This is a genomic window from Antarcticirhabdus aurantiaca (assembly GCF_009765365.1).
GTDB lineage: Bacteria > Pseudomonadota > Alphaproteobacteria > Rhizobiales > Rhizobiaceae > Antarcticirhabdus > Antarcticirhabdus aurantiaca.
In genome coordinates this window covers 21,891-46,607 of record NZ_VTOM01000019.1, presented here as the reverse complement: position 1 = coordinate 46,607, position 24,717 = coordinate 21,891, and the positions used below count along the sequence as shown (strand labels likewise).

Below are 24,717 nucleotides of genomic sequence, written 5' to 3'. Positions count from 1 at the left end.
CTCGCGGCCGGCCTCGCCTCCTCCCCGCCGGGAGCGACTGTTCGTTGGGAAGATGCTAACGCGCAGAAGTGGATTCGCAAGCCGCGCCCCCCGAAGGATTTGGGGAATAGCGCCGCAACCTCTCCCCCGCGCGAGGGGCGTTCGGACCGGCCGGGTCAGGTCCTGCCGCGCGCACGCCGAGCGCGAAGCAGGGACAGCTGATGGCGGACCGCCTCGATCTCGGAGCGGATTTCGGCGAACTCCGGCGCCAGCGACGCCGCCTCGCCCGGCTGTGCCTCGGCCTCGCGCCGGGCCGCGGCAGCCGGCTGAGGCGCGGGCGCGGGCGCGGGGGCCTCGCCGACGGGACCGGTCGCTTCCGTCTCCGCCCGAGCCTCGGCGGCGGGCTCGGCGACCGGGGCGCGGTCGTCCTCGTCCGGCTGCGCGGCATCGGAGACGGGCACGGAGGCGAAAGCGGCGGCCGGCCGGTTCTCGGCCCGCTCGACCTCCTGGAAGAAGGCGGCGCTGGAGGCGGCCATGCCGGGCGCGGCGAAGCCGAGATCGCGGCGGGCCGGCGCGTCCGCGTGGCGGGGGTGGTGCTCCGGCGGGGCGGCGTCGCGCCCGTCGGCCGCAAAGGGGCTGCGCGGGCCGGAGGACGCCGGCGGGGCGAACATGATGCGGCCGATGGCGACGACGACGGCGAGCGCCGCGGCCAGAACCCCGCCGACGATGCCGCCGGCGGCGATGACGACCTTGCGCGACAGGCTGACCGGGTCGAGCGCCGGCACCGCCTCGGACACGATGCGCACGTTGGCCGTGTTGATGCTTTCCTGTTCGCCGGTTTCCCGGGCGCGCAGGAGGTAGGCCTCGTAGACGGCGCGCGAGGCGTCGACCTCGCGCTCGAGCTCGCGCAGGCGCACGAAGGAGCCGCTCGTCGTCACCTGCTTGGCCTTCAGCTCGTCGGTCTGGCTGGACAGCTGCTGCTCGGTCAGCTCGGCGCGGGCGAGCTCGGTCTGGGCCGCGGACACGATGCGGCGCAGCTCCGCCTCGATCGCGCTGCGGGCGGAGGAGAGCGCCTCGTCGCTGGCGATGCGCTGGGGGTGGCGCGGGCCGAGGCGGGCGCGCAGGACGGCCGATTCCTGGGCGAGCTGCGAATAGGTGGTGCGAAGGCGCGTCAGCGCTTCCGAGGTCAGCTCCTCGGGCAGCGTCCCCTGGACGACGTCCTCGACGCTGGCATTCTGCATGGAGCCGGCCCGCACCCGCAGCGCCGTGATGTCGGCCCGCGCGCGGGCGAGCTGGTCGTTCATGCGGATGATGTAGTCGTCGTCGACGAGCCGGCCGCCGACGCCGATCAGGGCGTTCTCGGCCTTGTAGGTCTCCACCGCCCGCTCGGCCGAGACGACGCGCGAGCGCAGCTCCGACAGGCGCGAGGACAGGGACTCGCTGGCGCGCCGGGCCGTGTCGGCCTGGACCACGCCGAGATTGTCGATGAAGAGGCGGGCGATCGTCGTCGAGAGCCGGGCGGCGCGGTCGGGCACCTGGCTCTTGACGGTGAGGTTGATGATGAAGCTGTTCGGGTCGCGGGTCACCGACAGGTTGCGGCGCAGCGCCTCGATCACGCGCAGCTCGCGCCGGCGGGGATCGGGGGCCTCCGTCTGGGCCTCGCCGAAGACGGCGCGGTTGATCGAGGCGATGATCGCGCCCATCCCGAGCGCCGAGCCGCCGACATATTCGGGATCGGTGGTGAGCCCCTCGGCCGCCACCGCCCGCGACAGGATCTCGTTGGAATAGATCACGGCGAGCTGGCTCTCGACGAGCGCCAGCGTCGCTTCCGAGGGCAGGCCGTTCGGCGTGATCTCGTTCTGGATGACCTTGATGTCGCGCGGATCGAGCAGGATCTGCGTCGTCGACGCGTAGATCTTGGGCATCGAATAGGCGTAGGCAGCGGCGATCCCCGCCCCCAGAAGCCCGCACAGGACGATAAGCCAGCGAGCCCGCCAGACCGCCGAAACCAGAAGGGCGGGATCGATGAGGCCGGCCGGCCCGCTGCCGTCCGATCCCCCGTATGCCGCGCGCTCGCGGTGGCCGGGCTCGTCATGCCCGGTCGCTGTCGGCTCGGTCGTGAACATCGGCGGCTCGTTCGGGTTGCGCCGGAAGGCGCGGTCGTTGAAGGGCTCGCCTATCCTATCGAGATCCCGGCAAACAAAGCGTTAAGGTGAAGAAATCCTCAACGCGGCGCTTCGCTCAGCGCCCCGCCGCCAGGCGCCGGCGCAGCATGTCGTACCAGGGCTTCGGCCGGTTCTCGGCGTCGAAGGGAAGCGGGCGCTCGTTGCCGTCGCTTCGCGGCATCACGTCGCCGACCCAGCTGTGGCGGTCGGTGAGTCCCCAGGCGATCACCGCCTCGGGCGGGCCGGCCGGCAGGATGCCGTCCAGGAGGTCGGACACGATCCGCTCGGCGGCCGCGTCCTGCTCGGCCGGCCCGCCCTCGATCTTCCAGTCGATGATGTCGAGCTCGGTGACGAGGAGGCCGCAGTCCATCGCCTTCAGCGCCTCGCAGAAGCGCCCGAGCGCGTCGACGTCGATGCGAAGGTCCGAGTAGAGATGGGCCTGGATGCCGACGGCGTGGACGGCGTGGCCCGAATCCTTGAGCTGCCGCACCATGGACAGGGCGATCTCGCGGCGCATGTCGTAGCGGCTGCCGACAAATTCGAGATCGAAGTCGTTGACGACGAGGCGGGCGCCGGGATCGGCCGCCGCCGCGGCCTCGAAGGCGATCGGAATGTGGCGGGGCCCGAGCACCTGGAGCCAGTAGTAGTCGCGCAGGGCGCCCTCCTCGGCCGGATCCCAGGCGATCACCTCGTTGACGACGTCCCAGCTCTCCAGGCGCCCCGCATAGCGCCCTGCCACGGCCTCGATGTGGTCGCGCAGGATCCGCTCGGCCTCGCGCGCGTCGCGCACCGCTTCCAGCCAGGGCGGCAGGTCGTTCCACCAGCAGAAGGTGTGGCCCCGGCTGCGCCGGCCGTGCGCGCGGGCGAACTCCACCAGCCGGTCGGCCGGCTCGAAGCGGAAGGCCTCGCGCGTCGGGCGGAGCTGGCCGAGCTTCAGCTCGTTCATCGGCAGGATGATGTCGCAATGGTCGAGAAAGAGCTGGCGGTAGTCCGGCTCGTCGAAGAACTCGTTCTGGATGGCCGCGCCGAAGGGAACCGCGCCGAGGCCCGGACCCGCCGCCCGCGCCCCAAAGGACAGGCTCCCCGTCGCCGCCAGCGCCGCCGCGCCACCGATCAGCGAACGACGCGTTAAGGACGGCGTTCTAAGGTCGACACCCGATGCGCCCCATCGGGGCGCACTTCGATCGCGACCGGACAGCATCGACATGTCACAGCTCTCCGCCAGCTACCCGTGGGCATGATGCGAACCCTTCCAGCCTGGACGACGAGCCTTAAGGGGCAGCTAAGCCTCGCCCGAGACTTCGCCGCGCTGGTCAGCGGCTCGGCCGGGCGGCTGGTGATCTCGCTCGGCTACTTCGTCTGCGTGGCGAACGCGCTGAGCGTCGCGGAGTTCGGCCTCTTCGCGACGGCCTCGGCGGTCGGCGTCGTCTTGTCGCGCGTGGCCGGCCTCGGCTTCACCTCCCCGCTCTACCGCGCCTCGACGGTGAAGCCGCGGCTGATCGGCGTCGCCACCGGCAACCTCCTCGCCGCGACGCTCCTGTCGCTGCCGCTCGTACTTCTCGGCGCCCTCGCCTTCCACGCCGCCTTCTTCGCCGGCCATCTCGGCCTCGCCGCCTTCGCCGCGATCCTGGCGGCGGAGATCGCGTGCTGGCGCACGCTCGAGATCGTGGTGATCGTCAACAACGGGCTGAACCGCTTCGGGCGCGCCGCGGCGCTGGTGATCGGCGGGTCGGCGGTGCGGGCCGCCGCCGCCCTCCTGTTCTATCTCGCGGGACCCGGGACGATCGAATCCTGGGCGCTGTTCTATCTAGGCGCCAACGCCCTCGCCGCCCTTCTCGCGGTTTCGACCTCCTATCCGCGCCAGCGCCTGCGCGTGTCGCGGCGGATGATGCTGGGGCGGGCGCGCGATAGCCTGTCGGTGGCGGGCGCGGAGATCGTCTTCTATCTCCAGTCCGAGCTCGACAAGCTGCTCGTCCTGTCCTTCGGCGGGGCGGGGATCGCCGGCGTCTACGCCATCCTGATGCGGCTCGTCGACCTGACGGCGCTGCCCGTGCGCTCCTTCAACACCATGCTGGTCCAGAAGCTGATGCGCGAGCCCGAGCTCCTGTCGAGCTGGCGGCGGCGCTGGCTGGTCGAGGGCGGCATCGCGGGCGTGTCGATCCTGGGACTTGCCGGGCTCGGCGGCTTTCTCGCTGTCTTCCCGAACGCCCTCGGCGGCAACGTCGCGGGCGTCGCGCCGCTGGTTCTCGTGGCCATCCTGGTGCCCGCCTTCCGCAACCTCGTGGAATACGAGGGCGAGCTCCTCTACGCCCGCGGGCGCACCACGCTGCGCATGCTGATCCTCGCCTTCGTCGGCCTGATGAAGGCCGGGCTGCTGATGCTTCTCCTGCGGGCGGGCGTCGCCGGCCCGGATCCGCAGGCGGGCACGGGCACCGGCTGGATCGTCGGCCTAAACGGCCTCTTCCTCGTGCTCTGGCTGGTCTCGGCCGCCTCGACCTATACGGCGCTCGACTGGGGCGCCCGACGGCCGTTCCGGCGCCGCGGGGGCGCGGGATCGGCCCTGCCGGACCCCGACGCGGCCGGCGCGACGGACGGCCTCGCGCCGCTCAGCAGAGCCCCGCAGCCCGGCGAATGAGGAGCGGGTCGGTGCCGGTGAAGGACTGGATGCCTGCCGCCACCTGATGGGGCTGGAGCGCGGCGGCAAAGCCGCTCAGCGCCTGCGCGTCCATCGCCGCCCCGCGCCAGTAGATGTGGCAGAGCGCTTCCTCGGACGGGTGGTGGAGGTCGGGCCGCTTCTCCACCTCGTCGACGAAGCGGCCGTAGATCACGCATTCCGACAGGACGCGCGAGCTCGCCAGCGCCGCCACGAGCGATCGCCCGCTCACCGCCTCGATCCGCTCGGCCATGGCACGCACGCTCGCCGTGCGCCAAGCGATCAGCGTGGCGATGTAGCCGGTCTCGGTTTCGGCCGGCGCCTCGATGCCGAGGAGCGCGCCCGCCCGGCGCGACCAGGCGCGGTGCTCGGCGAGGCTCGCGCCCTCCATGCCGCGCAGCGCCTGCGGCCGGCGGAAGAATCGCACGCGCCCGCTTCCGTCGGCAAAGGCGCCGACGTCGAAGGGCTTGAGGAACACGACGTCCGAATCCACCGACACCATGACGTCTTCGCCGATCAGCGTTCCCACGACGATGCGCCGGAGCTGCTGGACGTGCCAGCCGCGCAAGGGCGGGCCGAAGGGCGACAGCCAGACGCGCCGGCGCCCCCAATGGGTGGGGTCGGGAAAGGCGCGCAGCCAGGCGGGCAGGACGTCGCGCTCGTCGACGATCTCGCGGTTGCGCCCGGCCAGCGGCTTGAAGAGCTTGGCGTCGCGCCCTTCCACGAGGATGAGGTGGCGGGTCTGGCCGGAGACGCGGCGGTCGATGCTCTCGCACAGGAGCCGGCACCGGTCGAAGTCGCCGCGCCAGCTCGCGGTGACGATGGCGGTCGACCGGGCGGCGGGGTTCGGGTGGACGGTCACGGCGACGACACCTTGCGCAAGGCCGCCTCGCGCAGGATGCGGGCGAGAAACACGGGATTGCCGACGACGTAGCGGCGAAACAGGCGGCGCGGCTCGAGGGCGAGGCGCCAGATCCATTCGAGGCGCAGCGTGCGCACGAGCCGCGGCGCGCGTCGCACGCGGCCGGCGCAGAAGTCGAGAAAGGCGCCAACGGCGAGAACGACGCAGCCGTGGCGCGGCGTCAGGTGCTCGAGAACGAAGAGCTCCTGGGCGGGCACGCCCATGGCGACGAGCACCAGGTCGGCCCGGGCGGCCTCGAGGCGGGCGAGCGCCGCCTCCCGCTCGGCCTCGCCCGGCAGGTAGCCGTGCGAGACGGGCAGGAAGGCGTGGCCGGGAAAGCGCTGCGACAAGCGCTCGGCTGCGGCCTCCGCCACGCCCGGCGCCGCGCCGAACAGCGCGACGCGCAAGGGCGCGGCCGCGCTCGACAGGATCGCGGGCACGAAGTCGGTGCCGTTGAGATTGGCGGCAAAGGACGCGCCGTGAAGGAGGCGCGCGGCGATGTCGACGCCGAGCCCGTCCGGCAGGACGAGGAAGCCGTCGAGCGCCGCCCGGTAATCCGGCCGCGCGGCCGCCACGTTGGCGCAATGGGCGTTGAGAAAGGCGATGCGCAGGAAGCGCCGCTCGCGCAGGTGCGATCCGACGCAGGCGAGCGCCTCGTCGAGCGACAGGTCGGCGACGTTCACCGCGCCGATGGTGCGGATGGCCGGCGGTGCCGCCGCGCGGCGCAGCGCGCCCGGCGCGGCGGAGGCCGAGGCGGGAGCAGGAGAGGCGGTTGCCGGGGCGCCGGCGACCTGGCTGAAGACGTGGGGCCTCATCGGACGGGCTCCGGATCGAGCGACATGGAAACGGGTGTCCGAGCGCGCGCCGGCGCGCCGGAGCCGGCGGGGGCGAACGCGCCGATCGCCTGCGCCAGGGCGGCGGCGAGGCCGGCGCGCTGGCCGGCGGCGAAGCGGCTGCCGTCGGCGCGCAGCCGCTCGCCGCGGCGCTCGGCCTCGACCAGCGCGACCAGCGCTTCGGCGAAGGCGGCGGGATCGGAGCGGACGGCAAGGTTGTCCGGCGGCTCGCAGACCCCGCGCAGCGCTTCGGGCGTCGCGACCGCCGGCATCCCCTCCTCCAGCGCCTCGATCGTCTTCAGCTGGATGCCGGTGCCGCCTTTGGTCGCGAGGGCGAGGACGCGGGAAGCGCGCACGAAGGCGGAGGCATCGGGCACGCGGCCGAGAAAGGCGACGTTTGCCGGCGCCGGCGGCGGCGAGCCGTCGAAGCGGCCGGCGACGGCGACGCGGATGTCGGCGGGCAGGCGCGGAGCGACCTCGCGCACGAACCAGTCGAGCCCGACGCGGTTGGGCGCCCAGCTCCAGGTGCCGATCAGGCCGACGTCGTGGGTCCGCCGGCCGTCGTCGGCATGGGGGCGCCGGCCGAGCGTCAACGGCAGGACGACGCCCTTGGCCGAGGACACGCCGAGTCCCGCCCGGTCGGCATCGGTCAAGCAGGCGACGCGGCGCGCCCGGGCGCAGAGATCGGCCTCGATCCGGGCGAGGAGCCGCGACTCGCGGGCGAACAGGAAGCGGCTCGCGGCGCTGTCCGCGTTCGCCGCGTTCTGCGCCGCCGAGGCGTGCTCGACATTGTGCGCGACGTAGAGGAACGGCAGCGAGCGGGTCAGGGCGGGATAGGCCGCGGGCATCTGAACCGAGTTGAGGACGATGCCGTCGAACGGGCCGGCTTCGGCGATCCGGGCGAGAAGCGCCGCTTCGCCGAGGCCCGACAGCTTGGCGGCGGCGACGGGCAGGCCGAGGCCGAGGGCCCGCGCCACCCAGGCCGCCTTGGTGAGCCTCCCGGCGCCGGAATTCTCGATTCCGAGAGGTCCGAGATCGACGACGCGAACGGTTCCCTCGCGCCCCGGCGGGGCGGTGCCGGGGCGGCGGAAGCCGAGAAGCGTCAGCCGCGCGCCGGCTCGTTCGAGGCCGTCGACGATCGCGCGGGTGGCGATGTCGAAGCCGGTGGCGGGCGCCGCCTCGGGCAGAAGCGAACCGACGAACAGGAGATGCATGGGCGACCCTCGGGGTCCCGCGGATTTCGGACCGATCGGAAGGCAGGATGACAGACACGGGTTGGGATCCCGCTAAGCCGATCCGAACAATTCGAGCCTGCGCGCAGAGGGTTTCGTTCAACTTTTCCCGCCATTGTGGGGGTCTACGAATGCTCACGGGGATCGGCATGGACGCGACGCCGCAGGCCATCACGCTCGCCCTGACCTCGCCCGGCCTCGACCCGCACGCCGTTCGCGCCGTCGTCTGCGTGCCGACCTTCCGCCGGCCGGACCACCTCCTGAAGACGCTGCGCTCGCTCGCCGAACAAACGGGCGCCCCGCCCTTCGCCGTGGTGCTCGTCGAGAACGACGACGAGCGGCGCGAGGGGCTCGAAGCCGCGCGCCCGCTCTTCGAATCGGGCATGCTCGCCGGCCACGCGATCGTCGCCCACGAGCGCGGCAACTGCTCGGCCTACAATGCGGGCTGGAAAACCGCGCTTTCGCGCTTCCCCGCCATGGCCTTCCTTCTCGTCGTCGACGACGACGAGGTGGCACCGCCCGATTGGATCGCCCGCCTCGCCGCGACCGCCGAGGCAACGGGTGCGGACATCGTCGGCGGCCCGCAGCGCGCCGTGTTCGAGCCGGGCGCGCGCGCCGGCGCGGCGCGGCGCCACCCGGTCTTCACCCCGCACTTCAGCGCGACGGGGCCGGTGCCGATCCTGTACTCCTCGGGCAACGTCCTCCTGCGCCGCCGCGTCCTGGAGGCGATGGGCGCGCCCTTTCTCGACACCCGCTTCAACTTCATCGGCGGCGGCGACAGCGACTTCTACGCCCGCTGCCGCGACAAGGGCTTCCGCTTCGCCTGGTGCGCCGAGGCGGCGGTCCAGGAAACGACGCCGGCGCGGCGCACGGAGTTCTCCTGGCTGAACGCGCGCTCGCTGCGCAACGGGGCGATCTCCTCGATGATCGAGCACCGGCGCGACGCGAGCCCCGCCGGCCGGCTTCGAACCCTCGCCAAGAGCGCCGCCCTGCTTCTCGCCGCCCCGATTCGGGGCACGCTGCTCGGCTGGCGCACCCGCTCGGCGCTGATCGGGCTCTACCCCCTGCAGGTCGCGGTCGGGCGCTTCCTCGCCGAGTTCGGGCGGATCAATGAGCAGTATCGCCGTCCCGAGCAGAACTGAGGCACCGCGGCCCGCCGCCGCCGCGGGCGGCAGCGCCGACCGGCGCCCCGACCTCGGCGCGTCGCGCGAGCGCCTCCTGCGGCTGGTCGCGGGCGCGGGGCTCCTGACCGCGCTCCTCGTCACCTTCACGCCCTTCGAGGCGACCTCGGCGGCGGGCGTCGAGGCGACGGGCAACCTCGTCAACCAGCTCGGCTATTCCGGCCTTGCCGCCGTCGCGCTCGTCGGCCACCTGACGGTGACGCCGCGCCGGGCGGCGATCTCGCTGCTCTCGCCCGCCTGGCTCGCCATGGCCGGCTGGCTGGCGGTCGCCGCGCTCCACGCCATCGATCCCGCGGCGTCCACCCGCGCGGCCTTCTTCACCATCGCGGCCATGCTCGCCGTCACCGGCGCGCTCTGCCTGCCGGCGAGCGAGCGCGACTTCCGCCTCGGCCTCGGCGTCGCGGCGCTCGTCGTGATCGCCCTGTCCTACGGCGGCCTCGTCGTCATGCCCACGGCCGCCATCCACCAGGCCGTCGGCGCCGAAGCGCATCAGGCCGGCCTGTGGCGCGGCATCTACAGCCACAAGAACGTCGCGGGCGCCGTGTTCGGCGCGCTGTTCTTCGTCGGCCTTTATCTCATGCGCTGCCGCAGCCGGCTCACCGGCCTGGTGATCGCCGCGGCCTGCGCGCTCTTCGTCCTGAAGACCGGCTCGAAGACCGCGCTCGGCCTCCTGCCGATCGTCGCCGTCCTCGTCGTGGTGCCGGGCCTGATGGGCCTGCGGGCGATCGCCGTCGCGATCATCGTCGCCATGCTCGCCCTCACCGCGCTCGCCACCCTCGGCTCGGTGATGGTGCCGGCGCTGCGCGATCTCCTCCACGCCGTCGCGCCGGGCACGACCTTCACCGGCCGCACCGAGATCTGGGACTTCGGCCTGCGCGCCCTCGAAGGCCGGGGCTGGACCGGCTTCGGGCTCGAATCCTTCTGGCGCACGCCCGTTGTGCTAAGCGGCGAATCCTACATGGACTATGCCTGGGACCCGCGCGGCGCGACGAACGCGCACAACGGCTTCCTCGACGTCGCCATCGCGCTCGGCTGGCCGGGCCTCGCGGTCGCCACCCTGACGCTCGTCGCGCTGCCGCTGCGCGATTACCTCCGTTCCGGCACCGACCTGCAGAGCCGGCGCCTCGCCGACATGTTCCTGATGATCCTGTGCTACCTCCTCCTCAACTCCTTCCTGGAAAGCTTCCTGTTCGCGCGGGCCAATCCCGTCTGGATCATGCTTTTCCTCTCGGTCGCGGGGCTTCGGATGCTGGCGCGCCACAGGCCGGCAGCCGGCGCCTGATCAACGGTGGCAAACGGGCCGCGAGCCTCTAAGTGTCGGCTCGATGGTACTTCGACGGAGCGACGCGCCTCATCATGCCCGCCTTGCGCCTCATGGCGATCGACGCCGACGACCTGCGCATCCTGTCGGCCTACTGCCAGGACGCGGTGACGCGGGTGGAGGAACTGCAGTTCCTCGCCCCCGAGAAGCGCTTCATCCTGCCGATGAACCGCTTCGTCTGGGAACAGGCCGTGGAGCCGCAGCGCCGCGGCTTCTTTCGCCGGGCCGCGCCGCCGACCTTCGAGCGCCGCCGCGCGGTTCTCCACTTCGACCGGGTGCTCGGCGCCAAGCGCCTCGGCCCCGCCTTTTCCGATCCGCAGGCCGTGCTCTCGCTCCTCGACATCCGGTTCCTGCCGGGCGATGCGCCCTCGGGCACCGTCGAGCTTGTCTTCGCCGCGGGGTCCGCGATAAGGCTCGACGTCGAGGTGATCGAGGCGCAACTGACGGATGTCGGGGGCGCCTGGGCCACCGCCGCACGGCCGGACCACGACCGGCCGGATTGAAGCGTTCGCCGCGACGGTGGCGCATCGCCTCGTCGTGAACGAAAGGAAAGCGCTCGTGCCCCAATGGCTGCGGTCCGGGGAGGCCGGTTTCGCTGACGCCTTCCAGGCGCTGCTCGATGCCAAGCGCGAGGCGTCGGTGGACGTCGACGCGGCGGTGCGGGCCATCATCGAGCGCGTCCGCCGCGAGGGCGACGCCGCCCTGATCGAGCTGACCGCCCGCTTCGACGCGCTGGAGCTGACGCCGGACACGCTGCGCGTTCCCGAAGGCGAGATCGAGGCGGCCTTCGAGGCGACCCCGCGCGACACGCTGGAGGCCCTGCAGCTCGCCCACGACCGAATCGCCAGCCACCACGCCCGCCAGCGCCCCGCCGACGACCGCTACACCGACGCGCTCGGCGTCGAGCTCGGCAGCCGCTGGACGGCGGTGGAATCGGTCGGCCTCTACGTGCCCGGCGGCACGGCGAGCTATCCCTCCTCCGTCCTGATGAACGCCGTGCCCGCCCGCGTCGCGGGCGTCACCCGCATCGCCATGGCGGTTCCGGCCATGCGCGGCCAGCTGAACCCGCTGGTGCTCGCCGCCGCGCGGATCGCGGGCGTGTCCGAGATCTACCGCGTCGGCGGCGCGCAGGCCGTCGCGGCGCTGGCCTACGGCACGCGGACGATCGCGCCCGTCGCCAAGATCACGGGCCCGGGCAACGCCTATGTCGCCGCCGCCAAGCGGCAGGTCTTCGGAAAGGTCGGCATCGACATGGTGGCCGGCCCGTCCGAGATCCTCGTGATCGCCGACGCAAACAACGATCCCGACTGGCTGGCCGCCGACCTCCTGTCCCAGGCCGAGCACGACGACGCCGCGCAGTCGATCCTCCTCACCGACGACGCGACCTTCGCGGGCAGCGTCGCGCAGGCGGTCGAGCGCCAGCTCGCGCTCCTGCCCCGGCGCGACACTGCGAGCGCCTCCTGGCGCGACTTCGGCGCGGTGATCGTGGTGGACGACCTCCTCGCCGAGGCGCCGGCCCTGTCGAACCGCATCGCGCCCGAGCACCTGGAGCTCGCCGTCGAGGATCCGGAAGCCTTTCTGCCGCGCCTCGCCAATGCCGGCGCGATCTTTCTCGGCCGCTGGACGCCGGAAGTCATCGGCGACTACGTCGGCGGCTCCAACCACGTCCTGCCCACCGCGCGCTCGGCGCGCTTCTCCTCCGGCCTTTCGGTGCTCGACTTCATGAAGCGGACCTCGATCCTGAAGCTCGGCCCCGAGCAGCTGCGCGCCCTCGCTCCGGCGGCGGTCGCGCTCGCCCGCGCCGAAGGGCTCGACGCCCATGCCCGTTCGGCGGCCATCCGCCTGAACCTCGCCTGAGGCCGGAACCACGATGGCCGACGGCTCCTCTCCCCCCAAGTCGAAGCTGATCGACGTCGAGCTCGACGAGACCATCGGGCGCGCCACGCCCGACGTCGAGCACGAGCGGGCGGTGGCGATCTTCGACCTCATCGAGGACAACAGCTTCCAGCCGGCCGGCCTTGAGCCGCAGCTCCTGAAGCTCAAGCTGTCGATCGCCGACAAGCGGCTCGTCTTCGACATCCGCGACGAGGCGGGCGAGACGCTCGTCCTCCACATCCTGTCGCTCACCCCCTTCCGGCGGGTGATCAAGGACTACTTCCTGATCTGCGACAGCTATTACGAGGCGATCCGCTCGTCGACGCCGACCCAGATCGAGGCGATCGACATGGGCCGGCGCGGCATCCACAATGACGGCTCGCAGACGCTGATGGAGCGGCTCGCCGGGAAGATCGAGGTGGACATGGACACGGCACGCCGCCTCTTCACCCTCATCTGCGCCCTGCACTGGCGGAGCTGAGCCGCTTGGCGCGCCTGGGCTCGAGACGCGCGTCCGGCGCATGAGCGGCTCGGTGGAACGCCCGGCCGCGCGAACCGGCCTCAGCTCGGTCCTCTTCGTCTGCGGCATGAACGCCATCCGCTCGCCCATGGCCGAGGCGATCGCCCGCTCGCTGCTGCCGCCGGGCGTCTACGTCACCTCGGCGGGCGTGCGGCTCGGCGAGCGCGACCCCTTCGTCGACGCCGTCCTGGCGGAACAAGGGCTCGACCTCGGCCACAAGCGTCCGCAGCGCCTCGACGACCTCGAGGACAGCTACTTCGACCTCATCGTCACCATGGCGCCCGAGGCTCACCACGCCGTTCTCGACGCGACGGGGACGGAATCGGTCGAGGTCGAGTTCTGGCCGATGCCGGACCCGTCGGTCGCCACCGGCTCGCGCGACCAGATCATGGGCAGCTATCGCGAGGTCCGCGACCGCATCGCCGCCCGCATCCGCGAGCGCCTGCTCGCGCCCTGACGGCGCGCCTCGGCACCGGCGGCGGAGCCCGGCCGCGCCCGCCCGCCGGCGCGCATCAGTGCCCGCCCCCTCCCCCGCCGGCGCGGGCGGGCTTGGCCACGAAGACGGACAGGAGAACCAGGACGGCGAAGAGCGCGGTGAGCGCCAGGAAGACGTCCGAGAAGGCCATCACCATCGCCTCGCGCTTGACGATGCCGGCCATGCGCGAGATCGCCACGGCCTGACCGTCGAGCCCGGCCGCGTCGAAATTGGCGGCCATCGAGGCGATGCGCTCCTCGGCCTCGGCGCTGCCCCAGCGCACGCTCTCGGCGAGACGCTCGTAATGCAGCGCGTCGCGGTCGTTGAGAAGCGTGTTGATGACGGCGAGGCCCACCGCGCCGCCGAGATTGCGCGTGAGGTTGTAGAGCCCCGACGCCCCCTTCATCTGCGCGGGCGAGAGCGTGCCGAGGGCGACGTTGTTGATCGGGATCATCGCCATCATCAGCCCGATGCCGCGCAGGATCTGGGGGATGAACAGCTCCCAGAAGTCCCAGTCGTGGGTGATGCCGCTCATCAGCCAGGTGCCCGAGCCGAAGGCGAGGAAGCCGATCGCCATCATCACGCGCAGGTCCATGCGCGCCGACAGGAAGCCCGAGACCGGCGCCATGACGAACATGGTGAGGCCGGACACGAACATGGTCTGTCCGATCATCAGCGAGTCGTAGCCGCGGATGCGCCCGAGATAGACGGGGTAGAGATAGGTCAGGCCGTAGAGGCCGATGCCCATCACGAAGGAAAACAGCGAGCCGAAGGCGAAGTTTCGGTTCCGGAAGGCGGAGAGGTCGACGATCGGCTCGGCCGCCCGCAAGGCGCGCCAGAAGAACAGGATCCCGCCGAAGGCGCAGACCACCGCCAGAACGAGGATCGCCTCGTCCTCGAACCAGTCGTTGAGCGGGCCCTCCTCCAGGACGTATTCCAGCGCGCCGAGAAAGGCGGTGAGGCCGAGGAGCCCCCACCAGTCGAACTTCGAGAAGAGCTTGAGGTTCGGCTTGTCGAAGTCGACGAGGTTCCACACCGCGATCGCGACGAGGATGCCGGGCGGCACGTTGACCAGGAACAGCCAGTGCCAGGAAAAGGCGTGGCTGAGATAGCCGCCGATCGTCGGACCGATGGTGGGGGCGAGCGTCGCGACGAGGCCGATCATCGGCGAAACGATAGCGCGCTTGGACGGCGGAAAGATCGTGAAGGCCGCGGCGAAGACGCTCGGGATCATGCCGCCGCCGATGAAGCCCTGGATCGCGCGGTAGACGATCATCTGGTCGATGTTCGTCGCCGTGGCGCAGAGCGCCGAGGCCGCGGTGAAGCCGGCCGCCGAAACGGTGAACAGGACCCGCGTCGACAGCATCCGGCCGAGGAAGCCGGAGAGCGGGATCATGATGACCTCGGCGATGAGGTAGGCCGTCTGGACCCAGGCGATCTCGTCGGAGGACGCCGACAGCCCCGCCTGGATCTCGGCGAGCGAGGCCGACACGATCTGGATGTCCAGGATCGCCATGAACATGCCGAACACCATCGCCAGGAAGGCGATCATCCGGCGCGGCGAGATCGCGTCGCCCGGACCGGCGGCGGACGCCGACGGGGACGCGGAAGCGGGGGCGGCTGCGGCGGCGGCGCCCTGACGGGACGTCGGAGCCGCGCCGGCGGACACGGCGGCTGCGGCGGACATAAGCGGTCTCGAAATGGTCGGGCGAAAAGGGGCGCCGCGCCTCAGCGCGCGGCGACGGGGATGCCGGCCGGCTCGGACGGGGACGCGGCGGGCGGTGTTTCGGGCTGAGGCTGCGCCTCGCCGGGCAGCGGGGCGGTCCGGGTATCGACCGCGACCGTCGCGGAGAGACCCGGCCGCAGGAGCTGCGCCATCTCGGGCCCGTGGTCGACGGCGATCCGCACCGGCACGCGCTGGACGACCTTGGTGAAGTTGCCCGTCGCATTGTCGGGCGGCAGCAGCGAGAAGACCGAGCCGGAGGCCGGCGACAGGCTAACGACCTTGCCCGTCAGCTCGCGGCCGGGCAGCGCGTCGATCTCGATGCGCACCTCTTCGCCGGCGACGATGTGCTGGAGCTGGGTTTCCTTGAAGTTGGCGTCGATGAAGACGCCGTTCGCCGGCACGATGGCGGCCAGCCGCTTGCCGGCCGACACGAAGTCGCCCGGCTGGACGGCGAGGTTGCCGACGATGCCGTCATAGGGGGCCGTGAGGACCGCGAAGCCGAGATCGCGCGTCGCCTTGTCGCGGGCGAGCTCCAGCTCGCCGAGAACGTTTCGCGCCTCGCCGACCTGCGCGTCGAGGACGCCGACGTTCGCTTTCGCGGACGCGATCGCCGCCTCGGCCCCGGCAAGCTTGGCGCGCGCCGTCTGCAGGGCGCTCGTCGCCTGGTCGAGCTGGGACTTGGCGCCGGCGCCGGACTTGGCGAGGCTCGCGGCGCGGCCGTAGTCGAGCTGCGCCTGATCGAGCGTGGCATTGGCCGCTTGGCGGTTGGCCTCCGCCTCGCCCACCTGGGCGTCCGCGGCCTTGCGCTGCGCCTGGAGGCTGGCGATCGCGGCGCGCTCGGTGTCGAGCTTGGCCTCGGCCTGGCGCAGCGCCAGGTCGTAGTCGCCGGTATCGATGCGCACCAGCGCGTCGCCGGCGCGAACGCGGGCGTTCTCCGACACCAGCACCGCGTCGACGTAGCCGGAGATCTTCGGCGACAGGATCGTCATGTCGGCCGCGACATAGGCGTCGTCGGTCGAGACGAGGAAGCGCCCGTCCAGCCAGTACTCGCGGCCGTAATGGAAGCCGGCCGTGCCGCCGGCTGCGAGGACGGCGAGAAGGAGGATCGGCTTGATCACCGAGCGGCGCTTCTTGGGCGCTGGCGCGCCGGTCGCAGCAGGGGTGGCGGAAGCAGGAGCGGCGCTGTCGGACATGGAAGCCTCAATCGAACCGAACCGTTCGGTTCGACGTTGACATAGCTCGGTCGAACGGCCATTTCAATACCGAAGCGGCGCGGCCCCGCGCCGATGTCGTCCACGCGTCATTCCATGGTTCACGAGCTGAAAACCGCATCCGCTCCCGTTCTCGACGCCGAGCCCGAGGCCGACGCGCTTCCCACGCCGCGTCCCGCGGCGGGCGAGGACCCGGCCAAGCGCCGGCAGATCCTCGACGGTGCCTCCCGCGTCTTCGCGGGCCAGGGCTTCGACGCGGCCTCGATGAACGACGTGGTGAAGGCCTCGGGCGTGTCGAAGTCGACGCTCTACGTCTATTTCCGCTCGAAGGAGGAGCTGTTCTCCTGCCTCGTCTCCGAGGAGCGCGAGCGCTACTTCGCCGAGATCCAGAAGCTCTTCGACGACCCGTCGCGGCCGGCCGAGACGCTTGGCCTCTTCGGGCGGCGCGTGGCGACGAAGCTCACCTCCCGCAAGGTGCTCCAGGCGATCCGCACGGTGATCGGCGTCGCCGAGCGCATGCCGGATGTCGGCCGGGGCTTCCACGCGGAAGGGATGCAGCGCGGCGCCCGGCTTCTGGCCGACTATCTCACCCGCGCGACGCGGGCCGGCACGCTCGCCGTCGACGATCCGATGCGCGCGGCCTTCCAGTTCACCGAACTGTCCATGGCCGGGCTGTTCCGCCCGCGCCTGTTCGGCGGCGTGACCGAGGAGCCGACGACGGAAGAGATCGACGCCGCGGTGAACAGCGCGGTCCGACTGTTCATGGCGGGCTACGGCCCGAAGCGATGACGCACTGGCGCCCGCGGCAGTCGATCCGCGTCCTCGCGATCGGCCTCGCCACGCGCGAGGGGCACCTCCTCGCGGCGGAGGTGCGCAACGATGCGGGGCAGCTCACCGGCGTGCGCCCGCTCGGCGGCGAGATCGAGTTCGGGGAAACGCGCGACGCGGCGCTGATCCGCGAGTTCCGCGAGGAACTGACCTGCACGGTGGCGATCACCGGGCCGTGGATCGCGATCGAGAACCTGTTCGTCCACGAAGGCGTGCAGGGGCACGAGATCGTCTTCGCCGCGCCGGTGCGCATCCTCGACCGGGTGCTTCCCCTCGACGCGCCGGTCGCCTTCGAGGACGGCGTTCCCGCGATCGCGCGCTGGTTCGCGCTCGACCGGCTGCGGCGCGGCGAGATCGCGCTCTACCCCACGGGCCTGGCCGAGCGGATCGGGCTTTAAGCCGAGCGCCGCTCGGCGAAACCGGCGATCGCGGCGCGCAGCTCGTCGAGGCCGCGTCCCTTCTCCGACGAGGTCGAGAGGATCTCGGGATGGGCGGCCGGGCGCTTGGCGATGGCCTTGGCGGTGGCTTCCATCAGCTTCGGGATCGCCGGCGGCTTGATCTTGTCGGTCTTGGTCAGGACGATCTGGTAGGAGACCGCCGCCTTGTCGAGGAGGCCGAGGACGTCGAGGTCGTTGGGCTTCAGCCCGTGGCGCGAATCGACGAGGACGAAGACGCGCTTCAGCCGGGCGCGGCCGCGCAGATAGTCGAAGACGAGCCGCGTCCAGGCGTCGACCTGCTCCTTGGGGGCCTGGGCGTAGCCGTAGCCGGGCATGTCGACGAGGGCGATGGGCGGCAGGTCGGCGGCCGAGCCGGCGAAGCCGTCGGGCACGAAGAAGTTCAGCTCCTGCGTCCGGCCCGGCGTGTTGGAGGTGCGCGCCAGCCCCTTCTGGCCGAGAAGCGCGTTGATCAGCGAGGACTTGCCGACGTTGGAGCGTCCGGCGAAGGCGATCTCCGGCGGCCCCTCCGGCGGCAGGAACTCCATGGAGGGCACGCCGCGCACGAAGATCCAGGGCTTGGCGAAGAAGCGACGGTCGTCTTCGGGAAGCGCGAAGGCCGCCTCGTTCGAGGCGGCCTCATCGTTCCGGGTGTCGGGCGTATCGGCCATCGGCGTCACCCCTTGGCCGCGCCTTGCTTTTCCTTGGACTTCCGCATGCTTCGCAGGTTGTCCCAGAGCTCGATCTTGGCGCCGTGCCGCTTCATGATCACCGACTGCTGGATGATCGAGAGCGTGTTGTTGACGGTCCAGTAGATCACCAGGCCGGCCGGGAAGGACGCCAGCATGAAGGTGAAGAGCACCGGCATCCAGGTGAACACGATCTGCTGCGTGGGATCGGGCGGCGTCGGGTTGAGCCGCATCTGGATGAACATCGTGATGCCCATCAGGATCGGCCAGACGCCGATATGGAGCATGGCGGGCACGGCGAAGGGCAGGAGGCCGAAGAGGTTGAACAGGCTCGTCGGATCGGGCGCCGCGAGATCCTGGATCCAGCCGAAGAAGGGCGCGTGCCGCATCTCGATGGTGACGTAGAGCACCTTGTAGAGGGCGAAGAAAACCGGAATCTGGACGAGGATGGGCCAGCAGCCCGCCGCCGGATTGATCTTCTCCTCCTTGTAGATCCGCATCATCTCCTGCTGCTGCTTGACGCGGTCGTCCTTGAACTTGTCGCGCAGCTCCATGAGCTGCGGCTGCACCGCCTTCATGCGCGCCATCGACTTGTAGCTCTTGTTGGCGAGCGGGAAGAAGACGAACTTGAGGGCGAGGGTGACGAGGATGATCGCCACGCCGAAGTTGCCGACGAGGTTGTAGAGCCAGTCGATGGCGTGGAACATCGGCCGGGTGATGAAGAAGAACCAGCCCCAGTCGATGAGGTTGCCGAACTGACGGATTCCGAGGCTCTCCTCGTAGTTCTCGATGACGTCGACTTCCTTGGCGCCGGCGAAGGAGCGCTGGGTGAGCGTCACCTCGGCGCCCGGCGCGATCGTCACCGCCTCGCCGACATAGTCGGTCTGATAGGACGGGCGGCCTTGGGTCGCGAACTGGAAGTTGGCCGTGAAGGGCCGGCTCGCATCCGGCACGATGGCCGCGGCCCAGTACTTGTCGGTGATGCCGAGCCAGCCGTTGGTGGCGGCGGTGTAGGAGACCTTCCCGTCCTCCTCGATGGAGGAATAGGTGACTTCCTTCAGGCCCTCGTCGCCGAAGACGCCGAGAAGGCCCTCGAAGATGACGTAGGCGGCCGCGTGCTCCGGCTTGGAATAGCGCACGACGCGGCCGTAGGGCGTGAGGTCGACCGGCCCGGCACCGGCGTTGCGGATCGTGTCCTCGACGGTGAACATGAAGTTGTCGTCGACGGAGATGCGGCGCACGAAGGTGAGGCCGGAGGCGTTGGTCGCGGTCAGCGTGACCGGCGTCTCGGGGGTCAGCGTCGGCGTGCCGCCCTCGACCGTCCAGAGGGTGTCGGGGCCGGGCAGGCCCTCGACGCCCTGGCCGACATAGCCGAACTCGGCGAAGTAGCCGGTCGGCATGGACTGCGGGTTCAGGAGAACGATGGTGGGCGAGCTGTCGTCCACCGTCTCGTGGTAGTTCTTCAGGCGCAGGTCGTCGAGCCGCGCGCCGCGCAGGTTGATCGAGCCCTGGACGCTGGGCGTGTCGATCGGCAGGCGCGGGCTTGCGGCCAGCGCCTCCTCGCGGGTCTGCGGCGCGGCGGGCGAACCGGCCGGGCCCTGGGCCGTCGCGACGCTTTCGGTGCCGGCGGGAACGGGAAGGTTCTGCTGGTCCGTGCCGGCCGGCGTTTGCGGGGCCTGCAGCGTGCCCGGCACGCCGCCGACCACCTCGGCCTGGCGCTGCGCATCCACGCGCGGGCTGACGACGAAGTACTGCCAACCCACGAGCACCGCGATGGAAAGAGCCATTGCGATGAGGAAGTTGCGGTTGTTTTCCATCATTCCCGTATCCCGTGGGCGCTCGCGCGCCGTTCGTTCAAACCGCGCGGGCCCGATCCTTGGGGCGGGTGTCCGGCGCGGAGTCGCCGTCTGCGCGAGCGCGCACGCGCGAGAAGCGGCGCGCCAGCTCGGCCCTGATCGTCTCGAAAGGCAGGTCGAGAAGGTCCCGGCGCGCCACCACGACGTAGTCGTAGCCCTCGGCCATGCCGTCCGCCGCGCCGGTGCGGATCGCTTCGCGCAGGCGGCGGCGGATGCGGTTGCGCACCACCGCGTTGCCGATCTTCTTCGTCACCGTCAGGCCGAAGCGGGGCGCCTCGCCGTCGCCGCGGTCGCGCGCCTCGACGAGGAAGTGCGGCCCCTGCAGGCGCTTGCCCCCGCGCGCGGCGAGGAACTCGGCCCGCTTGCGCATGCGGCCGGCGGTCACGGGCGACGCGCGCCTGCGCGCCGGCCCGTCAAGTTCAGGCCGAAAGGCGCTTGCGGCCGCGCGCGCGGCGAGCGGCGATGACCTTGCGGCCACCGACGGTGGCCATGCGCGAGCGGAAGCCGTGGCGGCGCTTGCGGACGAGCTTGGAGGGCTGATAGGTGCGCTTCATGGGTCGATTCCGCGGCGGCCCCGCGGACCTCTTGATGATGGTCGGTCAGAAAGTTGGCGGCAGGTGTTTGACGCGCACGCCGAAGGGCGCGCGGCCAAGGGCGCCGCTCGTCGCCCGGCTTATGAGGAAAGCCCTGTGGAAAGTCAATCGCGCGCCGGCAGTCCCGCGCCGGCGCCGCCGGGATCGCGCCGATCACGTCGAAGCGCCTCCGCGTCACTCCGGCGTGAAAAGCGCGCCCGCGCCGCCGATCGACCTCGCGCCCCGCCCTCCTCCGCTCCATGTGGTCGGGCGCGGCGCCGCCTCGTCGACGCGGCAGCCAGCCAAGGAGCGCCGGACGATGTCGGCCCAGCCATGAAACAGGTTCTCCGGCGCGGCGCGCCGCTCCTTCTTCTTCTCGCCGTCGGTGTCGCCCTCGCCGCCTGGTTCGACTGGCGCACCGTCCTGTCGCCGCAGGGGCTCGCCGCCCGCCGAGGAGCGCTCGACGCGCTCGTGGCGGAGCACCCGCTGCTGTCCGCCGGGGGCTTCGTTCTCGCCTACGTCCTGTCGGTCCTGTTCGTCCTGCCGATCGCGACCTTTCTGACGCTTGCCGGCGGCCTCGTCTTCGGCTGGCTCCTCGGCGGCGCCCTCGCCGTCTTCTCGGCGACGATCGGCGCGGTGCTCCTGTTCCTGGCCGCGCGGCACGCCTTCGGCGGCCTCCTGCGTCGCCACGCGGGCGAGGGCATCCGCCGCTTCGCGGACGGCTTCAGCCGCGACGCCTTCACCTATCTCCTCGTTTTGCGCCTGACGCCGGTCTTTCCCTTCTTCGTCGTCAACGTCGCGCCGGCCTTCTTCGACGTGCGCCTCGCGACCTTCGCGCTCGCGACGCTGATCGGCATCGTGCCCGGCACCTTCGTCTACAGCGCGCTGGGCGCCGGCCTCGACGGCGCGCTCGCGGCCGCCGCGGCCCGGGGCGAGGCGGCGACCCTTGCCGACCTCGTCACGCCGCAGGCGCGCGCGGCGCTCCTCGGCCTCGCCGCCCTCGCCCTTCTCGGCCTCGTCCTCAAGGCCCTGGTGCTGAAGCCCCGCCGGCCGGCCGGACCCGACGCGAGCGCCCCGTGAGCCGCTTCTCCCCCTCCCCGGCCGCCGGCACCGTCCTCACCCCGGACCTTTGCGTCGTCGGCGCGGGCGCCGCCGGCCTCACCGCCGCGGCCGGCGCGGCCGCCTTCGGCGCGTCCGTCGTCCTCGTCGAGCGCGGGGCGATGGGCGGCGACTGCCTGAACTACGGCTGCGTGCCCTCCAAGGCCCTCCTCGCCGCCGCGGCCGCCGCGCAGGGCGCGCGCGAGGCAGGCCGCTTCGGGGTCTCGGCCGGCGAGCCGGCGGTCGACTTCGCCGCTGTTCGCGCCCATGTCCGCGGCGCGATCGAAGCGATCGAGCCAGCGGACTCGCAGGCGCGCTTCGAGGGCCTGGGCGTCACCGTCATCCGGACGCAGGCGCGCTTCGTGTCGGCGGACGCCCTCCTCGCCGGCACCACCACGATCCGCGCCCGGCGCTTCGTTCTCGCCACCGGCTCGCGGCCGCGCATCCCCGACCTGCCCGGCCTCGATACTGTTCCCTACCTCACCAACGAGACGGTGTTCGACCTTGCCGAGCTGCCCCGCCACCTCGTGATCCTCGGCGGCGGCCCGGTCGGCGCCGAGCTCGCGCAGGCCTTCCGGCGGCTCGGCTCGGCCGTGACGCTCATCGCGCGAAATCGCTGCCTGCCCCGCGAGGACGCGGACCTCGCCGCGATCGTGCGCGCCGCGCTCGTCCGCGAGGGGGTCATTCTTCGAGAGGGCGCAGAAGCAGTCCGCGTCGAGGCGACACCCGGCGGCGTCCACCTCCACCTCGGTGACGGATCGGCGGTCGAGGGCAGCCACCTGCTTCTCGCCGCCGGGCGCGAGGTGCGCGCCGGCGATCTCGGTCTCGAAGTCGCGGGCATCGCCCACAATGCCGACGGCATCCGGGTCGACGCGTCGCTGCGCACGGCCAACCGGCGCGTCTATGCCGTCGGCGATGCGGCGGCCGGCATGCCGCGCTTCACCCATGCGGCCGGGCACATGGGCGGACTCGTGCTGCGCCCCATCCTGTTCCGCCTGCCGGCGCGGATGCGGCCGGGCGCGATTCCGCGCGCCACCTACACCGACCCGCCGCTCGGCCAGGTCGGCCTGACGGAAGCGGAAGCGCGGGCGCGAGGCCTGGACCATCGCGTGATCGCGGTTCCCTTCACCGAGAGCGACCGCGCCTGGACGCAGGCGCGCACGGACGGCCTCGCCAAGTTCGTTGTGGGCCGGCGCGGCCGGCTCCTCGGCGTCGGGATCACCGGCCTCCACGCCGACGAGGCGACCGGCCTCTTCGCCCTCGCCTTGTCGAGGCGCATGGGCCTGCGGGACCTGTCCGGCTTCGTCGCGCCCTATCCCACGATCGCGGAAATTGGAAGGCGGGCCGCGAGCGCCTATTTTCGCCCCTACGCGGCGCGCCGACTGGTGCGCGCAACCGTTTCGTTTCTTCGCCGGTTCGGCTGAAGCGGCCGCCGCCCCGATGGCGTCGGCGCACGGGCGGCTCAGATGGGGGACGGGTGCGGGACGAGACGGAGAGCGGCGGCGAGGCGACGACGCCGGGCGGGACGGGTGCGCAAGCGCCCGCCGGGCCGCGGCGCGCCCGCGCGCGGCGGCCCTTGTCGGTGCGCCTCCTCCTGTTCACCGCGCTCGCGGTGATGGCGGCCGAGATCCTGATCTTCGTGCCCTCCGTCGCGCACTTCCAGACGGAGTGGCTGCGCGCCCGCATCGAATCGGCGGCCGTGGCGGGACTCGCCGCCGACATGACCAGCGCCGAGGAGGGCAGCGTCATCGAGCCGGCCCAGCAGGCCGAGCTCCTCGGCATGCTGGAATCCGAGCTCGTCGCCATCTCCTCGGGGGGTGCCGCGCGCCTCCTCGCCCGCGCCGAGACCGTGCCGGTCCCGGACCGCAAGATCGACCTGTCCACCCTCGGCCCGCTGGAAGCGATCCGCTCGACCTTCCGCACCCTGCTGATCGGCGGCGACGAGACGCTGCGCGTCAGCGGCCCCATCGCCGGCGGCGAGGCGACGGCCGAGATCGTCATGCCCGACGCGCCGCTGCGCCGCGCCCTTCTGGACTACGCGCGCAACATCTTCCTTCTCTCGCTCGCCATCGCGACCTTCGTGGCGCTTCTCGTCTACGCCGCGATCACGACGGCTCTCGTGCGGCCGATCGAGCGGATGACGCGGGCGATGGTCGCCTTCGCCGAGGACCCGGAGGACGCCTCGCGCATCCTCGAGCCCGAGCCGCGCCGGGACGAGATCGGCATCGCCCAGGCCGAGCTCGCGGCCATGCAGGCCCAGCTGTCCCGCACGCTGCGCGAGCAGCGTCATCTCGCCGAGCTCGGCCTCGCCGTCTCGAAGATCAACCACGACCTGCGCAACATCCTCGCCTCGGCCCAGCTCGTGTCCGACCGTCTCTCCGACCTGCCGGACCCGCGGGTGCAGCGCTTCGCGCCGCTTCTCATCCGCTCGCTCGACCGCGCCCTCGACTACACCCGCTCGGTGCTCGCCTACGGCCGGGCGGTGGAGGCCGAGCCCGCCCGGCGGCGCGTGCGCCTGCGCCTTCTCGTCGCCGAGGTCTTCGAAACGCTCGCCGTGCCCGAGGAGGCCGGCATCGACTTCAACAACGCCGTGGCGGAGGATTTCGAGGTCGACGTCGATCCCGACCAGTTCTTCCGCGTCCTGTCGAACCTGTGCCGCAACGCCGTCCAGGCGCTGGAAGGCCAGGACGACCCGGCGATCGTGCGCCGCATCACCGTGGACGCCGTGCGCGAGGGGGCAAACGGCGCGCGCATCGGCGTCGAGGACACGGGGCCGGGCCTGCCGGTGCGGGCGCGCGAGAACCTCTTCCGCGCCTTTCGCGGCTCGGCCCGCTCCGGCGGCACCGGCCTCGGCCTCGCCATCGCGGCCGAGATCGTGCGCGGCCACGGCGGCCAGATCGGCCTCGTCGACCGCGACCGCGCCGGCACGCGCTTCGAGATCCGCCTCCCCTCCGCCGCCTTCGCGCGCGCGCTCCTCGCGCCGACGGAGGCCGAGAGGCCCCGCGCCCGGCCGCCCGCGCCAGGCGCCCAGGACCGAGCGATCCCGGCCGACGCGCACGCCACCGAGGCTGCCGGCCACCCTCCTCCCGAGCCCTCGACCTGACCCGGCCCCACGGCCGGAAACAAGCGTACCGCACCCGAGAAACTATCGTCGTTTCAAACACTTGC

Annotated in this window: 23 protein-coding genes; 12 read left to right on the top strand and 11 right to left on the bottom strand. The window is 71.9% G+C overall.

Going from position 1 to position 24,717, the window contains the following annotated elements:
* Positions 1 to 155: 155 nt before the first annotated feature.
* Both FZN60_RS20510 and FZN60_RS20505 read right to left on the bottom strand, forming a co-directional pair.
* The gene (locus FZN60_RS20510; protein ID WP_158875373.1) at positions 156 to 2,105 is read right to left on the bottom strand and encodes a GumC family protein; all 1,950 of its coding nucleotides are present in this window, start codon (positions 2,103 to 2,105) and stop codon (positions 156 to 158) included.
* A gap of 115 nt (positions 2,106 to 2,220) precedes the next feature.
* Complete coding sequence (locus FZN60_RS20505) at positions 2,221 to 3,351, bottom strand: endo-1,4-beta-xylanase (RefSeq protein ID WP_246727026.1); 1,131 nt, start codon at positions 3,349 to 3,351, stop codon at positions 2,221 to 2,223.
* Positions 3,352 to 3,384: 33 nt separating this feature from the next.
* Between FZN60_RS20505 and FZN60_RS20500 the strand changes: the two genes are divergently transcribed.
* Positions 3,385 to 4,779 (top strand): lipopolysaccharide biosynthesis protein, encoded by a 1,395-nt coding sequence (locus FZN60_RS20500; protein WP_246727024.1) that lies wholly within the window; start codon positions 3,385 to 3,387, stop codon positions 4,777 to 4,779.
* On the opposite strand, the gene FZN60_RS20495 is transcribed toward FZN60_RS20500, so the two are convergent.
* Genes FZN60_RS20495 through FZN60_RS20485 form a run of 3 tightly spaced genes read right to left on the bottom strand, consistent with a single transcriptional unit; the run spans position 4,751 to position 7,745 of the window.
* Positions 4,751 to 5,659 carry a DUF6492 family protein gene (locus FZN60_RS20495; RefSeq protein WP_158875372.1) on the bottom strand — a complete coding sequence of 303 codons (909 nt, stop codon included), beginning with the start codon at positions 5,657 to 5,659 and terminating at the stop codon, positions 4,751 to 4,753. The genes FZN60_RS20500 and FZN60_RS20495 overlap by 29 nt on opposite strands.
* A complete protein-coding gene (locus FZN60_RS20490; protein ID WP_158875371.1) occupies positions 5,656 to 6,513 on the bottom strand; it encodes a WecB/TagA/CpsF family glycosyltransferase in 858 nt (285 codons plus the stop codon). The genes FZN60_RS20495 and FZN60_RS20490 overlap by 4 nt, the downstream gene beginning before the upstream one ends.
* A complete protein-coding gene (locus FZN60_RS20485; RefSeq protein WP_158875370.1) occupies positions 6,510 to 7,745 on the bottom strand; it encodes a glycosyltransferase in 1,236 nt (411 codons plus the stop codon). Before FZN60_RS20485 ends, FZN60_RS20490 begins: the two co-directional genes overlap by 4 nt.
* A gap of 149 nt (positions 7,746 to 7,894) precedes the next feature.
* Here FZN60_RS20485 and FZN60_RS20480 point away from each other — a divergent pair, with 149 nt between their 5' ends.
* The 6 genes from FZN60_RS20480 (at position 7,895) to FZN60_RS20455 (ending at position 13,117) form a co-directional block, all read left to right on the top strand.
* Positions 7,895 to 8,905, top strand: a complete 1,011-nt coding sequence (locus FZN60_RS20480; RefSeq protein WP_246727022.1) for a glycosyltransferase family 2 protein — start codon at positions 7,895 to 7,897, stop codon at positions 8,903 to 8,905.
* Positions 8,874 to 10,226, top strand: coding sequence for an O-antigen ligase family protein (locus tag FZN60_RS20475; protein ID WP_158875369.1), 1,353 nt, complete (start codon positions 8,874 to 8,876; stop codon positions 10,224 to 10,226). Before FZN60_RS20480 ends, FZN60_RS20475 begins: the two co-directional genes overlap by 32 nt.
* Before the next feature lie 74 nt (positions 10,227 to 10,300).
* Complete coding sequence (locus FZN60_RS20470) at positions 10,301 to 10,768, top strand: DUF2948 family protein (RefSeq protein WP_158875452.1); 468 nt, start codon at positions 10,301 to 10,303, stop codon at positions 10,766 to 10,768.
* A gap of 34 nt (positions 10,769 to 10,802) precedes the next feature.
* Entirely contained in the window at positions 10,803 to 12,122 is a 1,320-nt protein-coding gene (gene hisD, locus FZN60_RS20465; RefSeq protein ID WP_422570120.1) for a histidinol dehydrogenase, read from the top strand.
* Positions 12,123 to 12,135: 13 nt separating this feature from the next.
* Positions 12,136 to 12,621: a UPF0262 family protein gene (locus tag FZN60_RS20460; protein ID WP_158875367.1), complete on the top strand. Its 486-nt coding sequence runs from the start codon at positions 12,136 to 12,138 to the stop codon at positions 12,619 to 12,621.
* 40 nt (positions 12,622 to 12,661) lie between these two features.
* Positions 12,662 to 13,117 (top strand): arsenate-mycothiol transferase ArsC, encoded by a 456-nt coding sequence (locus FZN60_RS20455; RefSeq protein WP_158875366.1) that lies wholly within the window; start codon positions 12,662 to 12,664, stop codon positions 13,115 to 13,117.
* 55 nt (positions 13,118 to 13,172) lie between these two features.
* On the opposite strand, the gene FZN60_RS20450 is transcribed toward FZN60_RS20455, so the two are convergent.
* Together FZN60_RS20450 and FZN60_RS20445 are read right to left on the bottom strand one after the other, a co-directional pair.
* Positions 13,173 to 14,822, bottom strand: a complete 1,650-nt coding sequence (locus tag FZN60_RS20450; RefSeq protein WP_158875365.1) for a DHA2 family efflux MFS transporter permease subunit — start codon at positions 14,820 to 14,822, stop codon at positions 13,173 to 13,175.
* Positions 14,823 to 14,863: 41 nt separating this feature from the next.
* The gene (locus FZN60_RS20445) at positions 14,864 to 16,054 is read right to left on the bottom strand and encodes an HlyD family secretion protein (protein WP_158875364.1); all 1,191 of its coding nucleotides are present in this window, start codon (positions 16,052 to 16,054) and stop codon (positions 14,864 to 14,866) included.
* Positions 16,055 to 16,147: 93 nt separating this feature from the next.
* On the opposite strand from FZN60_RS20445, the gene FZN60_RS20440 reads away from it, so the two are divergent.
* Both FZN60_RS20440 and FZN60_RS20435 read left to right on the top strand, forming a co-directional pair.
* The gene (locus FZN60_RS20440) at positions 16,148 to 16,861 is read left to right on the top strand and encodes a TetR/AcrR family transcriptional regulator (RefSeq protein WP_246727021.1); all 714 of its coding nucleotides are present in this window, start codon (positions 16,148 to 16,150) and stop codon (positions 16,859 to 16,861) included.
* On the top strand, positions 16,858 to 17,298 hold the full coding sequence (locus FZN60_RS20435) for an NUDIX hydrolase (RefSeq protein ID WP_158875363.1): 441 nt from the start codon (positions 16,858 to 16,860) through the stop codon (positions 17,296 to 17,298). The genes FZN60_RS20440 and FZN60_RS20435 overlap by 4 nt, the downstream gene beginning before the upstream one ends.
* On the opposite strand, the gene yihA is transcribed toward FZN60_RS20435, so the two are convergent.
* The 4 genes from yihA to rpmH are packed head-to-tail and all read right to left on the bottom strand — an operon-like array spanning position 17,295 to position 20,433.
* Positions 17,295 to 18,005, bottom strand: coding sequence for a ribosome biogenesis GTP-binding protein YihA/YsxC (gene yihA, locus FZN60_RS20430; RefSeq protein ID WP_158875362.1), 711 nt, complete (start codon positions 18,003 to 18,005; stop codon positions 17,295 to 17,297). The genes FZN60_RS20435 and yihA overlap by 4 nt on opposite strands.
* 5 nt (positions 18,006 to 18,010) lie before the next feature.
* Positions 18,011 to 19,840 (bottom strand): membrane protein insertase YidC, encoded by a 1,830-nt coding sequence (gene yidC / locus FZN60_RS20425; RefSeq protein WP_158875450.1) that lies wholly within the window; start codon positions 19,838 to 19,840, stop codon positions 18,011 to 18,013.
* A gap of 37 nt (positions 19,841 to 19,877) precedes the next feature.
* Complete coding sequence (rnpA, locus tag FZN60_RS20420) at positions 19,878 to 20,264, bottom strand: ribonuclease P protein component (protein WP_422570119.1); 387 nt, start codon at positions 20,262 to 20,264, stop codon at positions 19,878 to 19,880.
* Positions 20,265 to 20,298: 34 nt separating this feature from the next.
* Positions 20,299 to 20,433: a 50S ribosomal protein L34 gene (gene rpmH, locus FZN60_RS20415; RefSeq protein WP_099554074.1), complete on the bottom strand. Its 135-nt coding sequence runs from the start codon at positions 20,431 to 20,433 to the stop codon at positions 20,299 to 20,301.
* Positions 20,434 to 20,784: 351 nt separating this feature from the next.
* Between rpmH and FZN60_RS20410 the strand changes: the two genes are divergently transcribed.
* Genes FZN60_RS20410 through FZN60_RS20400 form a run of 3 tightly spaced genes read left to right on the top strand, consistent with a single transcriptional unit; the run spans position 20,785 to position 24,652 of the window.
* Positions 20,785 to 21,531, top strand: a complete 747-nt coding sequence (locus tag FZN60_RS20410) for a TVP38/TMEM64 family protein (RefSeq protein ID WP_158875361.1) — start codon at positions 20,785 to 20,787, stop codon at positions 21,529 to 21,531.
* Positions 21,528 to 22,973, top strand: coding sequence for a dihydrolipoyl dehydrogenase family protein (locus tag FZN60_RS20405; RefSeq protein ID WP_158875360.1), 1,446 nt, complete (start codon positions 21,528 to 21,530; stop codon positions 22,971 to 22,973). The genes FZN60_RS20410 and FZN60_RS20405 overlap by 4 nt, the downstream gene beginning before the upstream one ends.
* A 53-nt stretch (positions 22,974 to 23,026) precedes the next feature.
* A complete protein-coding gene (locus FZN60_RS20400) occupies positions 23,027 to 24,652 on the top strand; it encodes a sensor histidine kinase (protein ID WP_246727020.1) in 1,626 nt (541 codons plus the stop codon).
* Positions 24,653 to 24,717: the final 65 nt, after the last annotated feature.

Bases quoted from the DNA above. Each gene is read 5' to 3' on its own strand.
- FZN60_RS20510 (WP_158875373.1), bottom strand. From the start codon at position 2,105: ATGTTCACGACCGAGCCGACAGCGACCGGGCATGACGAGCCCGGCCAC.
- FZN60_RS20505 (WP_246727026.1), bottom strand. From the start codon at position 3,351: ATGTCGATGCTGTCCGGTCGCGATCGAAGTGCGCCCCGATGGGGCGCA.
- FZN60_RS20500 (WP_246727024.1), top strand. From the start codon at position 3,385: ATGCGAACCCTTCCAGCCTGGACGACGAGCCTTAAGGGGCAGCTAAGC.
- FZN60_RS20490 (WP_158875371.1), bottom strand. From the start codon at position 6,513: ATGAGGCCCCACGTCTTCAGCCAGGTCGCCGGCGCCCCGGCAACCGCC.
- FZN60_RS20485 (WP_158875370.1), bottom strand. From the start codon at position 7,745: ATGCATCTCCTGTTCGTCGGTTCGCTTCTGCCCGAGGCGGCGCCCGCC.
- FZN60_RS20480 (WP_246727022.1), top strand. From the start codon at position 7,895: ATGCTCACGGGGATCGGCATGGACGCGACGCCGCAGGCCATCACGCTC.
- FZN60_RS20475 (WP_158875369.1), top strand. From the start codon at position 8,874: ATGAGCAGTATCGCCGTCCCGAGCAGAACTGAGGCACCGCGGCCCGCC.
- FZN60_RS20470 (WP_158875452.1), top strand. From the start codon at position 10,301: ATGCCCGCCTTGCGCCTCATGGCGATCGACGCCGACGACCTGCGCATC.
- FZN60_RS20460 (WP_158875367.1), top strand. From the start codon at position 12,136: ATGGCCGACGGCTCCTCTCCCCCCAAGTCGAAGCTGATCGACGTCGAG.
- FZN60_RS20455 (WP_158875366.1), top strand. From the start codon at position 12,662: ATGAGCGGCTCGGTGGAACGCCCGGCCGCGCGAACCGGCCTCAGCTCG.
- FZN60_RS20450 (WP_158875365.1), bottom strand. From the start codon at position 14,822: ATGTCCGCCGCAGCCGCCGTGTCCGCCGGCGCGGCTCCGACGTCCCGT.
- FZN60_RS20445 (WP_158875364.1), bottom strand. From the start codon at position 16,054: ATGTCCGACAGCGCCGCTCCTGCTTCCGCCACCCCTGCTGCGACCGGC.
- FZN60_RS20440 (WP_246727021.1), top strand. From the start codon at position 16,148: ATGTCGTCCACGCGTCATTCCATGGTTCACGAGCTGAAAACCGCATCC.
- FZN60_RS20435 (WP_158875363.1), top strand. From the start codon at position 16,858: ATGACGCACTGGCGCCCGCGGCAGTCGATCCGCGTCCTCGCGATCGGC.
- yihA (WP_158875362.1), bottom strand. From the start codon at position 18,005: ATGGCCGATACGCCCGACACCCGGAACGATGAGGCCGCCTCGAACGAG.
- yidC (WP_158875450.1), bottom strand. From the start codon at position 19,840: ATGGAAAACAACCGCAACTTCCTCATCGCAATGGCTCTTTCCATCGCG.
- rpmH (WP_099554074.1), bottom strand. From the start codon at position 20,433: ATGAAGCGCACCTATCAGCCCTCCAAGCTCGTCCGCAAGCGCCGCCAC.
- FZN60_RS20410 (WP_158875361.1), top strand. From the start codon at position 20,785: ATGAAACAGGTTCTCCGGCGCGGCGCGCCGCTCCTTCTTCTTCTCGCC.